The sequence below is a fragment of the Haliea alexandrii genome (assembly GCF_003719295.1).
GTDB lineage: Bacteria > Pseudomonadota > Gammaproteobacteria > Pseudomonadales > Halieaceae > Haliea > Haliea alexandrii.
In genome coordinates this window covers 1,387,412-1,399,737 of the sequence record NZ_RFLW01000001.1, presented here as the reverse complement: position 1 = coordinate 1,399,737, position 12,326 = coordinate 1,387,412, and the positions used below count along the sequence as shown (strand labels likewise).

The following is a 12,326-nucleotide window of genomic DNA, read 5'->3' as shown; positions in this document are numbered from 1 at the left end:
GAGTAGCACATCATGCAGCAATTCGACATTTCCCCATTGGAAGGTGGTATCGGCGCCGAGGTCCGGGGACTGGACCTCACCCGTGAAATTAGCGCATCGGTGCGCGACGCCATGGAGGCTGCCTGGCTGGATGCGGGTATCCTCGTGTTTCGCGGCATAGGCGACAGCCCGGAGAAACAGCTGGCTTTAAGTCGCGCTTTTGGTGAACTGGAGGTTCACCCCATCGAGAACATCCGCGTTGAGGGCTACCCGGAACTCATCTGGCTCTCCAACCGCAAGAGCGACGAAACAGCCCCGGTTTACCACTACGACGGGCTCGCGACGGTTGGACGCATTCCCTGGCACAGCGATCTTGTCTACACCACCACACCCAACCGCGGCGCGCTACTGCGTATGCTGGAGATGCCGTACTCTGGCGGCCAGACAGGCTGGATTGATACCGCGGCAGCCTACGATGCCCTGCCGGAGACGACCAAGCAGCGTATCGAGCACCTTGAAGCACGGTTCAGCTTTATTGCTGACCCACGGGAAATGCGCTTCGGCCGGCCCAACGTGGAACGCCACGATGAAACCAACCTGGAGAGGGAAAAAGCCTTCTACCCGCATTTTCCGGACACCATCCACCCCCTGGTGTGGCGGCACCCGGTCAGTGGTCGCAAGGCGCTGTGTGTCAGTCCGTTGCACTTGCGCGAGGTCGTGGACCTGTCAAAGCAGGAGGGGGACGCCCTGCTGCACGCGCTGGTTGCCCACGCTACCGATTCACGCTTCAGCTATATACACGCGTGGCAGCCGAACGATATGGTGCTCTGGGACAACTTGCGCAGCATGCACCGCGCCTTTGGCAATCCGCCAGATGCCTCCCGCCTGGTGCACCGCACAACGCTGAAGAGCACCGTGGCGATGGGGCGACTGGCACCCACCGCAAACGACTGACAGTTTCGCGGGGCAAACCCGGCGTTAGCGAGGCATGACACGAATTCTGCCCAGTTGCTCCAGCGGCGCCGGCTCGCCTATCAGGTAGCCCTGAACAAAATCTACACCGATTTCACGCAGCAAATCCAGCGTGCACTGATCTTCAACAAACTCAGCAATCGTCTTCAGCCCCATGATATGAGCGATATTATTTATTGAAGCTACCATCGCCTGGTCGATTTCACAGCTCGCGATATCACGAATGAAAATACCATCGATCTTGAGGTAGTCCACATCCAGCTTCTTCAGGTAACCAAACGACGAAAGGCCACTGCCAAAATCGTCAAGCGCAAAACGACAGCCCAACTGGCGCAGTTCAGCGATAAACCTCCGGGCCGCTTCCGGGTCGTTCATCGCGGCGGTTTCGGTAATCTCAAAGGAGAGATAGCGCGCGGGAATCCGGTGCTGGGCGATGAGGTCTTTAATCAACTGCAGGCACTCCGCACTGCCAATCGACACACCGGATAAATTGATGGCGCAGTGAATAGGGTTCTGTCGCGAATGCAGCCTGTCACCCAGCCAGGCGAGCGTGTTGCGCACCACCCACTGATCGATCAGCGGCATAAGGTCGTAGCGCTCGGCAGCGGGAATGAAAGCACCCGGGGGCACGACTTGATCTCGGTCATCCAGCATACGCACAAAGATCTCAATGTGTGATATCTCCCCGGGCTCTGAACTCAGCGCGCGAATCGGCTGGTAGAACAAGCGCAGGCGATCGCCGTCGATCGCCTGCTGGATCTGCGTCGCCCACTGCATCTGACCCTTGCGATGAATCAGTTCCTCATCGCCCATGACGTAGACATGTACCCGGTTCCGCCCCGCCTCCTTGGCCGCGTAACAGGCACTGTCAGCAACGCTGAGCAGCTCATCCAGCGAAGGACAATCAGGGCCGAACGGTACCAGACCAATGCTGACACCCACGGAAAAGATCTGCTCCTGCCAGGTGAAGCGGAAATCCCTGACCGCAGTCCGAATATCCTCCGCGATATCCCGTGCGCGCTGCGCGGGACAGTTGGCTAGCAGAATGCCGAACTCGTCGCCGCCGAGACGAGCCAGCGTATCGTTCTGACGCAGCAGGGACTTGAGCTCAAGGGCGAGTCGACGCAACAAAAGGTCACCGGCGCGGTGACCACAGGTATCGTTAACAATCTTGAACTGATCCAGATCCAGATAGAGAACGACATGTTCGCTATTGTCCGAGCGGGCCGCGATGACCAGCTGATCCAGACGACGTTCAAACTCCCGCCTGTTTATAAGGCCGGTCAGGCTATCGTGTACGGCCTGAAACGTCAGACGGGCCTGTAGTTCGCTGTTGCGCGTGATGTCCTGCATGGCCAGCACCCAGCCCACGCTGATTCCACCCGCATCGCGAAGGGGCGCACAGTTTACCTGTACCCGCGCAGGCTCCCTGTTTCTGCCTTGCAGTTGCAATTGCTGGTACTCACCAGCAGGCCGCATATCCCGGCACAGCGCTGCGATCGAAATGCTCTCCTCCCCACCATCCAGAAGCTTCACAACCGTATCGATTTCCTCACCGTAGGCACTGGCGCTGCTCCACCCGGTCAACATTCTGGCGACTGGGTTGAGGTAGACCACATTGAAACCGGCATCGCAGGTGATAACGGCCTCCGTAATGGCCTCCAGGGTTACCTGAGCCAACTCCGAATGGCGGTGCAGCCGTTCCTCCATTCGTTTGCGCTCACTGATGTCTCGCACAACCGCACTGTACTGTATGCCCGTTTCAACCGGACTGGCAGCGGTAATGACTTCAATGGGGACAGGCTCTCCCTGGCCATCGCGACCACTCAACTCATGGGGTCCTTCATTGCCGCCCGCAGCCAGCAACGTCAGTAGCGAATCCAGTGCGGCTCCCGGATAGCGGGCGCTGTTTTCTTCATGCAGTAATACACCGACGGGGTGGCCAACGAGTTGCGGCGCGACACGACCGAAGATCTGTTCCGCACCGGGGTTGACGCTGGTAATAATACCGCGCTCGCTGAACGTGACCACGCCATCTCGCATGTCCTGGAGTATGAGGCGGGTGCGACTGATGACCTGACTGAGCTTGGACATGACCTGATTGTACTTTCCGGCTATCTGTCCCACTTCCGTGAACGGCTCCACCGGCATCTTTTGCGTCATGTCTCCGGTGAGTTCCTGCTCGTTCATGGCCCGCAAGAGCTGCGCCAATTCCGTGGATGCACCGTGCTCGGAGCTGTTCAGCCCTTCCTGCTCTGCCTCTGCGGACACCCTGAGGGGAATAAAGCGACGCGCAATCAACAGGAAAAGAATCGTTACCGTGAAGGCCCATGCCCCACAGATGAGAATGCCCTGCAGCTGAACCAGGACTTGAGCACCACGGGAGAGCCCGGTTCCCAGCAACGCGGCATCGCCAAAGAGGGCGACCGCCAGCGTGCCCCAGATACCGGCGCCCAGGTGCACCGGAACCGCGCCTATGGCGTCATCCAGTTGCAATTTGAGCAGCAGGTGCTCTGTTGCTCGCATACACAGGGCACCAATCAGGCCGATGCAGGCAGCCTCAGGTGTCGTTACGGCATGACAACCTGCTGTAATCGCTACGAGTGCGGCGAGAGTGCCATTAATGGTCAACTGCGGCGTCTGGTTTCGCGCAGGCTGTAGATGGCCGAGCAGCATGCCCGTCATGCCCCCTACCGCCGCAGCCACCAGCGTGTTGACAATAATACCAGGGATGGCCGCGGAAAAGCTGAGCGTACTGCCGCCGTTGAAACCCACCCAGCCAATAACGAAAAACATCATACCCAACATGGCGAACGGGAGGTTACTGCCCGGAATGTTGATCGCAGCGCCACGGGCAAACCGTCCCAGACGCGGGCCGATCACGATAATCGCGGCCAATGCCACCCAGCCACCGATACTGTGCACCACTGTGCTGCCGGCGAAGTCGACAAAGCCGCGTGCGGCCAACCAGCCAGGAGGCCCTACCAGCGCACCGCCCCACGCAATATGGCCAAAGGCAGGGTAAATCACCATCGCGATTAGAGCGGTGAGCAAAAGGTAGGTGACAAACCGGGCGCGCTCCGCAATCGCCCCCGATACAATCGTTGCCGCCGTTGCGCAGAATGTCAGTTGGAAGATAAAGAAGCAGGCGTGCCAGAAATCGCGGTGGGTGAAATCGGCGGCAAACATACTGATGTCCAGCACTACGCCCTGATGGGCACCGAACATCAAGCCAAAACCCAGCAGCCAGAACAGACCGCTCGCCACCAATAAATCCAGAGCGTTCTTCAGGGCAACGTTGATCGCGTTCTTGCTCCTCGTCAGCCCGGACTCAAGACACAGGAAGCCGCCCTGCATCACGAGCACAAGAACTGCGGCAAGAAGTAGCCAAAGGGCGTCGAAAGCTTGCTGGTCCGTCACGTAGTGACCCGCATATTGAGAGGAGGTACCTGCTACATCACGGCAATTTCCGTGCCAGACTCATTCTGCGCAAGAGCGTGAAGACGAGTCGCCATGCTCCGCTTGTTTTCTCGCCAAGCACAGCCGCCAGACACCGACGATGTTTACACCGGCCCTGGATTCGCGGCAGCCTGCGCCAAAAAGAAGCGCGATGTTGCACCTGATTGGCGCAAGGCAGCGTCCATTGCCAAGAAATGGTGCCTCCACACGGCATCAGCGCGAACAAGGAAGGCCAGAACTCTAGGCGACAGTCAGATAATGAACGCTGAACAGCTCATCCGCATCCAGCCAGCTCTTTTCCAACGCAAAACCGGCAGCCTCGCTCGACGCTTATGAACACCGTGGCAATGAGGAGGCTGACGCCTGCCGCAAAGATGGCCTCACCAGCGTAGCAAGTTCCACCGCTCTCAAAGCGAGCCACTCGCGATGCATTCTGGCCCACTGGTGAACGATGCCCTGACCAGTGGCCGATTAGAGACTTCAGCCGCGATTGCGCTACGGGCGCGCGGTCTGGCGGAGTGGGTGTCCATTATTCGTTATACCGGGGGTGAACCCACACAACATCAGACCATCACGATCCAGGCAACGCGCCATCATCATCGGTGCAGGCCCCGCTGGCCTGCTTGCAGCCATACTGCTCAAGCGCAACGATCTGCAAGTGGATCTGGTTGATCCCACGCCGGACAGTGGCTGGAAGACACGCCCGCAATGCCGTCACGTTCACGTGTGGAGCACAAGCACCTGGGAGCGACTGACCTGCTGGCTGCCCGAGCTGGAAAAACACATAGGACCACTACCTGACCGCGCCTCCCTGGACCGCGCCCTGTGGCTGTTGGGCGCACGCCACATCGATCATCTTCACGCGGCGCGCATCAAGGCATCGAACTTCACAGCCAAAACAGCAGCAGTCAACATTAGCGGTCGCTGGGTCGACTACGATTTGTTGATCGATGCAAGTGGTGCCGCACGCGCCACTGCGGCAGGCATAGCACGTGCCACAGGTGCAGCCTTGCCATTGGATCAAGGGACGGCAGGAGGTATCTGTATGACGTTGCCACTGGCAGGTATCACGCAGACCAAAGAGCCAGGTTCATTAGCGTCGTCCAGCAGAACCTCCCGGTATGGCGCCATTCTGCACACTGCGGGACGTGGTTCGGGATCACTGACCCTGCAGACACCCGGTGACAGCCCGCCACCGGAGACCATAGGCGCCGTGCTGCAAATTCTGCGCACACTGGACAGCCCGGAACTGTGGACGATGTGCTGTCATGCCCGCCTTCGAGGCCGGGCGACCACATTCCCGGCGCGCCCCTCATCGAGACTCGCGCTCGAGTCGGTGGCTAACCTTCCAGCTTGCTGGATACCTCTTGGCGATTGTCTTCTCATTACCCGACCGGACTTGGGGCAGGGTTTCGCACAGCTGACAGAACACCTGAATGTACTTGAGCAAGGTTTGATTGGCGGCCTTTGCTGGCCCGAAATCCGCAACCGTGTGGTGGCAAGCGCGCAGGCCCAGTGGTGGCGAGCAACCTGGGCAGAGGCACGTAGTGACCTCTGGATTTTCCGGAAGCAATAACATCTGGCGGATCAGACCCGCGCTTCACGTTATAAGCCATGACAAAAATGCAATCGTGCGGAGCAACACCTATGCAAACCTACCACAGGCGTCGAATTATTATTGGCCTGGCAAGCCTGGTTGGGAGTTCCCTCGTTCCTCATCTGGGACTGGCGGCGCCAAAAGGCAAAAATGATGTTCGCATCCGGTTAGCCGTCGAACGAGCCGGATCATTGCAAGGCCTGACCGGAGACAGGCTCAGGGAAGCACTACTCAAGCAGGTGCGCATTCAAATCGATGGGGCAAAGGAGGCGCGAACCCTCGCGCTGTGCGCCGTTCGAGTGGAGAAGAACCAAGCCACAGAGACCTTCATATCGAAGACATTCAAGGCATCTCCCGGTGATGTATACCTTCCCGGTGACATGTACTTGCCTGGCACACGCTTTCTACCTCAATGCCTACCCGGCGACATGTACCTGCCTGGCGATATGTACTACCCCAGTGGAAATATTGAATCGTTCGCTGCCAGTGCAGCCGAATCCTCCATCCGCGAAGCCGGCGCCAGCAACGGCCTCTTCCTGGTAGCAGTCGCCATCGATGAGAACCCATCGGCCTCGCGGGGTTCGGCCTTGTCGGCAAACGGCTGCTGAGGCTGGTTTCGGCGCCCCTACCTCAAAGCAGCAGGTCCGACAACGGCGGGGGGTGCTCGCTATTACCAGAGGAGAGCGACTCGATCCATGCTGCGGCCTCACTGACATAAGGTCGTTCCGCTCCTTCAGTGTTCACAAGGATGGCGAGCCCGCGCGCCCCATCTTCGATCGCGCTAGCCACGTCACCACGCTGCCACTTCAGGCCGGCATTCTGAACCAGCATCTCACCGACCAGTGCATGCTCGTCTCCGAACAATCCCCGCGCAATGTCCAGCGCGCGCAGCAAAAGCGCCTCGGCTTCTTCATACCGACTCTGCCCACTTCGAGCCCTGGCGAGAAGTGCTAGGTCGATAGCCAGCTCGCGGCTCTGAGGGCCGAGCGCCTGCTCGTCAATCGCTACGGCCTGACTCAGATAATCGGCAGCCTCGTCAAACGACAGCATGCTAAGGTGCGTGTGACCCAGGCCGCTGAGCGCTGCAGCCATAGTGGGCGTGTACTCATCGTGGTGCTGTCGCAATATCTCGAGTGCACGTGCAAGATACGCGATGGCACCCTCCTGGTCGCCCAACGCACGACGCACTGAAGCCATCTGATTGAGCAGGACCCCAAGACTTGGGTGTGTCGGACCAAGTATCTCCTGGTCGACCTCCAGCGCACGCTGTAACTCCAATTCGGCCGCTGCGGGTTCACCCGCCTCCAGCAGAGCGATGCCGAGGTTGCTACGTACAACCGAAGTCGCGGGATGGAAGTCACCAAACAGATCGAGACGGATAGTGACAGCCTCCTGCAGCATATCTATCGCCTCGCTATGCTGCGCTTCACGGGAAAGCAAGGTGCCCAGGGCGTTCAGCGTTGTAGCGTGGGCGGCGGTCGCGACAGCATTTTCCTCGAGCAAGGCGAGCGCCTCGTGCAATAGCGCACGTGCCTGCGCGTAGCGGCTGGTGACAATGTGGACGATGCCAAGATTGGTCAATATTCTGCCACGGCGTGCCAGACCCGTTTCTGGCAACGTTGCCAATGCCGATCGATAATACTCTTCGGCAATACTTAAATCGCCAAGCTTGAAACTGGTTTCGCCGAGATCGGCCAGTACGTCTGCCCACAACGTTTCATTCCGCTCGCTTACGCGCTGCAGCAGGCTTAGGGCCTTGAGCTGCAGTTCGTTAGCCTGCTGGTAACGCCCCAGGGCGAAGCTGACCTGCCCCAGCACGTGCAGCATCGCCACCTGTAAGGGCGGGTCATCCTGAATCGCCTGAGCTTGGGCAATGCCGCGCTCCAGAAGCTCCACGGCAGTAATGTCACGCCCCCTGGATTCGGCGGGATCAGAGGCACGGAACAGTCCGACAAGATAGCTGCTGATCTGCTCCGCCTTGTCCGCCTCTTGTTTCGCGAGCTTGGCCGCCGCGGCGGCGCGGTCACGTTCCGCAGACAGTCGATCCACATGGAGGGCAAGAGCGGTAACTATCGCCAAAGGCAAGACCACAGCCGCCGATACACCCCAGGCGTTTCTACGCAGGAATCTAGCTAGCCGATAGCGTCGATTTCCCGCGCGTGCAAGCACTGGAAGTTGCTTTCGATAACGCTCAATATCAAAGCCCAGCTGCTCCACCGAGGCATAGCGATGCTCCGGATCTTTACGCAGCGCCACCTGACAGATCGCCTCAAGATCTCCGCGCAACATGCGCGCCAGCCGGGATGGGGTGCTATCGCGGGCCGCTGCCACTTCGCGCGGGCACAGCCCCGCCTGGTCATCCTCCAGCACGCGAATCGATAGAGCGGCAGGAACCTGACGCAGTATTGCGTCGTAGAGCGACGCCGGAGCATCTTCCTGTGCACGATAGGGCGAACGGCCAGAAAGCAGGCGATAAAGCAGCACCCCAAGCGCGTAAACATCCGTGGCCGTTGATACTCTGTCGCCACTAAGCTGCTCGGGGCTGGCGTAGGCCGGCGTCAGCAGACGACCGTGCGGCTGTGTGAGATCGTGCTCCGGAGAATCATCAGTGTCGGCCTGCAGGACTTTCGCGATGCCGAAATCCAGCAGTTTCACCTGCCCGGACTCGGTAACAAGAATGTTCGAGGGCTTCAGATCGCGGTGCACCAACAACCGTTGATGAGCATATTGCACAACCTTGATTACCTGCTGCACCAGATCCAGGCGTTGTTCAATGTCCAGCCGTTCGCGATCGCAGTACTCTGTAATAGGAATGCCATCGACGTATTCCATGATGAAATAGGGCCACCCATCTGGCGTTACGCCTCCATCCAGCAAGCGTGCCAGGTTGGGATGTTCAAGCGCTGCGAGAATACGACGCTCCTCGCGAAACCGGCGCACAGAGTCGTCACTGTCTATCCAGCGCCGCAGTACCTTGACCGCAACCGTTTGCTGGAACTCGCCATCATTCCGTTCACCTCGCCATACAACAGCAGAGCCACCCTTGCCGATACAGCTGACCAGCTGATAAGGGCCAACCTGAACCACTGACTCTGGCTCCGGGCCATCGTCGCCAGTTTGGTGCAGCGCGACAGCAGCGAGGGCTTGAACGGCATCACTGGCAGTATCGAGGGTGGCGCTGGAACGCTCTTCAGCGCGCAACAAACGCTGAACAATCGCCTCCAGTGGTTTATCGTCGACACAGCGCTGTGCAAGCCGCTCCGCCCGTTGCGCCACAGGCAGCTCGAGCAATTCGGTAAACAGGCTATCCGCCCGCAGCCATTGATCGACAAGCTGGCCTTCCTGTGCGTGCGGGTGAGCCGGTGACATCCTTGTCTCCATAGCGTTTTTGCTCAGGCAGGATTCAGCGCGTCAGTCAGATATGCGCGGGCACGCGACCAGTCCCTCTCCAGAGAACGCATGGGACGCTGCAATACGGTGGCAGTCTCCTGCATGCTCATGCCCGCAAACAAACGACATTCAGCCAGCCGTTCGAGCTCGGGATCCAGCCTGCCCAGTTCGCGCATTGCAAAGTCAATCGCCACAACATCCAGAACAGAGGCTGAGGTGGGATCACTGTGGGATTCGGCATCCAGTTCCAGCGCCAGCGCACCACCACCGCGCTTGGCGGCACCCCGCCGGCGGGCATAGTCGACTATCAACTGACGCATGGCCGTCGAAGCCAGCTTGAGAAATTCGTCACGCGGCAATGCAGCATGCGCATCATCGGCACTCAGGCGTATCCACGCCTCGTGCACCAATGCCGTGGTGTTCAGGGTGGCTCCGGGCCGATAGCGTCGCAGCTGTCGATGGGCCGCAAGCCTCAGACCACGGTAGAGAGCATCAAGCCCGTCTTCAACTTGTATTGGCGCTGTCACGGCATCGACATTCCGGCAATTCTTCGCGATGCCGACGAGTATACCTGCAAGTTTTCCAGCCACAAGCTAAACCCGCGATGCAGTGACCGCAGGTCGCCAACCGGACTAGGGCACTGCGGTTAACGCCCGCTTTTCCTCCCTGCGCTGGATGTCCCGCTCCCGTCGCAACTGCTGGTACCGAATCTTTATCTGATTCTGCTGCTCCCCGAGTTCTGCGAGCCGCGCGAAAGACTGCTGACGACTTGTTTCATCAGCCATGCCCGCCTTCAGCATGACGGGATTCAGCATGCGCTGTTGCGACTGCAAGTCCTGCAGCTCACTGAGCTCCTGCCACTCCATCGCAAAGTCCTCTTCGAGGTTTGCACGCTCCCAGGCACGCAGCTTCTGACCATAGTAAAACTCACCCAATAATCCGACGTGTCGCTCGTGAAGCCGCTGCACATCCCTTTGCTCGCGCTCGTTCCACTGGATCTCATTCCTCGTCAACTCGCCGCCAATGGGCGTTGCCAGAACAGGCGTCGGCATTGTCATCAGGCCAAGTTCCCGCGCTCGCGCCAGCACGCGATCGTCACGTTCACTGAGCAGTCTGTCCTTGCGCGAAAGAGCCTCCAGTTGCGCTGCCTGAACCCGTCCAGCGCCACGCTTACGAGCCTCGAAAACGCGATCCTGGTGAGCCCTGGTCTGCTCTCCCATCGCGCTCAGATGGTTCAGCAGGGCCGCCTCCGTTGCTGCAGCCATACCGACTCCCAGCTCTTTTTGCAAAGCGCCCTCAAGCGCGGCGATTTCACTGTCCCTCTCGGCATCAAGTCGCACACGATCCAGGTCGAATTCGGTGTCTATGGCCCTGACCCGCTCGCGATATTCCGCAAAGATATCATCTGCTTCCAGTCTCAAGGATTTCACCGCGTCGTTGAGACGCTGATTACGCTCCTTCCGCAGAGCCTGACGCTCCCTGTGTGCCTCACGTCGCAACTCCTTGAGGGTGCGCTCGTCCACAGCACTATTGGCTCGCGTCTCGGTCGCGAACAAGGTTGCGGCAGCCGCAAAGCCGAACATCGTCACCAGGGCAAGAAGTGCACCCGCGGTGAAACTGTTGGCAATACGGTGCCGCCCTCGCGGTTCTGGCGTAACATTCATGGCCCGGCAGTTTCCTCTTCTGGTGAATTTCTCAAATTTGCATCGCGCCAGCACGTCAACCAGTCGTTGATGGCGTCTACCAGGTCCCCGACGCCGCCACCGGATACCGCCCACGCCGATAGCGGTACACGCGTCGCCGGCCGGGTGCTGGAGAAGACCAGTGTCATACGACTGGTCGATCGACCATGCCCGATATTCTGACTGACCTCGGCGCTATCAAGATCCCGCAGCGGAAACACGCAGGTTCGTTTTTCAAAGCGGGAGCAGCGACGAACAGATACACGGCCAGTGTCTCTTTCCAGTCGCAGGTGCGTTGTTCGGGTAATAAAGTAATGGCCAATAAAAACAATAATTGCCAGGATCATGCCAGTGGAAAGCGCGTCGAGAAATTCACCCCCAAGCAGCATTGCCAGGGTTACCAGACCACCGAAAAGCACGAAAGGGCCGAGCATAAACCAGATGGCAAACCCCGGCAGCGCGATCTCGATTTCCAATACGTCCGGCGAGCTTTCCACCACCCTCACCGCAAAGTCTCCTGCGGCATCACAGTTGTTTGGGGCACATCATGCGCTCGCTCTGCAAGCCAGGCATTGAAGCACTGCGACGCGTAGAGCAGGTCCACCGGGTAGGGCTGGAACAGAGGTAGCTGCTGCCGCACGGGGGCACCATCCTGATGCAGCATAAGCGTCAATACAGGCTGAGGCATGCTATTGCGTCGATGGTGGCGTGTTTCTATTTCGAGGCCTGAAACCCCCGCCAGGGGGTAGTCATTCACCTGGCGGCCCAGCGGCGTGGTAATGTCAATCTGCAAAGTGCCGGCAGCACGGTCGGCATGCAACGTTACCCGGCGAAGCGCCTCATTCGCCGTGATCCAGCCAAGCGCGGCGATCATGATAAGCGAGATAAGAATGCCATTCAGAGCACCCTCGGCGATTGCGCGCAACAATGCGATCGCCAGGATAGCGAGGATGCCGCCCAACCCCACGATCCAGTCAATCGGCATGTCTGTCATTTCTATTGCCCGCTCGGACTGCTGCACGACTCTCACGCCTGGCCTCTCCTCACCGGTACCTGACCCTTGGCGCCACGGCGCTCGGCCGGTGCGACAATGGCTTGCCACTTCCTGCTTAACGCAAAAAACTCCTACTTTCCGCCAACGCTCTAAGCTCAGTGGCGGAGAGTTTGCCGGAGATACGTTAACGGGAATATAGCTTACTACTCTCAAGGTAACAGAACATGTCGAGCAACAGCCGGTTGACAGTGCT

9 protein-coding genes are annotated in these 12,326 nt (G+C 59.1%); 3 read left to right on the top strand and 6 right to left on the bottom strand.

Annotated elements, in window-relative coordinates; genetic code table 11:
• The first annotated feature begins 12 nt into the window (after nt 1–12).
• Nucleotides 13–933: a TauD/TfdA dioxygenase family protein gene (locus EGJ68_RS06250; RefSeq protein ID WP_123033615.1), complete on the top strand. Its 921-nt coding sequence runs from the start codon at nt 13–15 to the stop codon at nt 931–933.
• Between the two features lie 24 nt (nt 934–957).
• Here EGJ68_RS06250 and amt read toward each other — a convergent pair whose 3' ends face one another.
• Complete coding sequence (gene amt / locus EGJ68_RS06245; protein ID WP_123033614.1) at nt 958–4,371, bottom strand: ammonium transporter; 3,414 nt, start codon at nt 4,369–4,371, stop codon at nt 958–960.
• A 586-nt stretch (nt 4,372–4,957) separates the two neighbouring features.
• Here amt and EGJ68_RS06240 point away from each other — a divergent pair.
• Together EGJ68_RS06240 and EGJ68_RS06235 are read left to right on the top strand one after the other, a co-directional pair.
• On the top strand, nt 4,958–5,986 hold the full coding sequence (locus EGJ68_RS06240) for an FAD-dependent oxidoreductase (protein ID WP_158283537.1): 1,029 nt from the start codon (nt 4,958–4,960) through the stop codon (nt 5,984–5,986).
• A 71-nt stretch (nt 5,987–6,057) separates the two neighbouring features.
• Nucleotides 6,058–6,615: a hypothetical protein gene (locus EGJ68_RS06235; protein WP_123033612.1), complete on the top strand. Its 558-nt coding sequence runs from the start codon at nt 6,058–6,060 to the stop codon at nt 6,613–6,615.
• A gap of 22 nt (nt 6,616–6,637) precedes the next feature.
• Here the strand turns inward: EGJ68_RS06235 and EGJ68_RS06230 are convergent, their stop codons facing one another.
• The 5 genes from EGJ68_RS06230 to EGJ68_RS06210 form a co-directional block, all read right to left on the bottom strand.
• Nucleotides 6,638–9,376, bottom strand: coding sequence for a serine/threonine-protein kinase (locus EGJ68_RS06230; RefSeq protein ID WP_158283536.1), 2,739 nt, complete (start codon nt 9,374–9,376; stop codon nt 6,638–6,640).
• A 23-nt stretch (nt 9,377–9,399) separates the two neighbouring features.
• Nucleotides 9,400–9,924: an ECF-type sigma factor gene (locus EGJ68_RS06225; RefSeq protein WP_158283535.1), complete on the bottom strand. Its 525-nt coding sequence runs from the start codon at nt 9,922–9,924 to the stop codon at nt 9,400–9,402.
• Nucleotides 9,925–10,029: 105 nt separating this feature from the next.
• On the bottom strand, nt 10,030–10,986 hold the full coding sequence (locus tag EGJ68_RS06220) for a hypothetical protein (RefSeq protein ID WP_158283534.1): 957 nt from the start codon (nt 10,984–10,986) through the stop codon (nt 10,030–10,032).
• Between the two features lie 71 nt (nt 10,987–11,057).
• The gene (locus EGJ68_RS06215; protein ID WP_158283533.1) at nt 11,058–11,585 is read right to left on the bottom strand and encodes a TMEM70/TMEM186/TMEM223 family protein; all 528 of its coding nucleotides are present in this window, start codon (nt 11,583–11,585) and stop codon (nt 11,058–11,060) included.
• Complete coding sequence (locus tag EGJ68_RS06210) at nt 11,582–12,109, bottom strand: hypothetical protein (RefSeq protein ID WP_158283532.1); 528 nt, start codon at nt 12,107–12,109, stop codon at nt 11,582–11,584. The genes EGJ68_RS06215 and EGJ68_RS06210 overlap by 4 nt, the downstream gene beginning before the upstream one ends.
• Nucleotides 12,110–12,326: the final 217 nt, after the last annotated feature.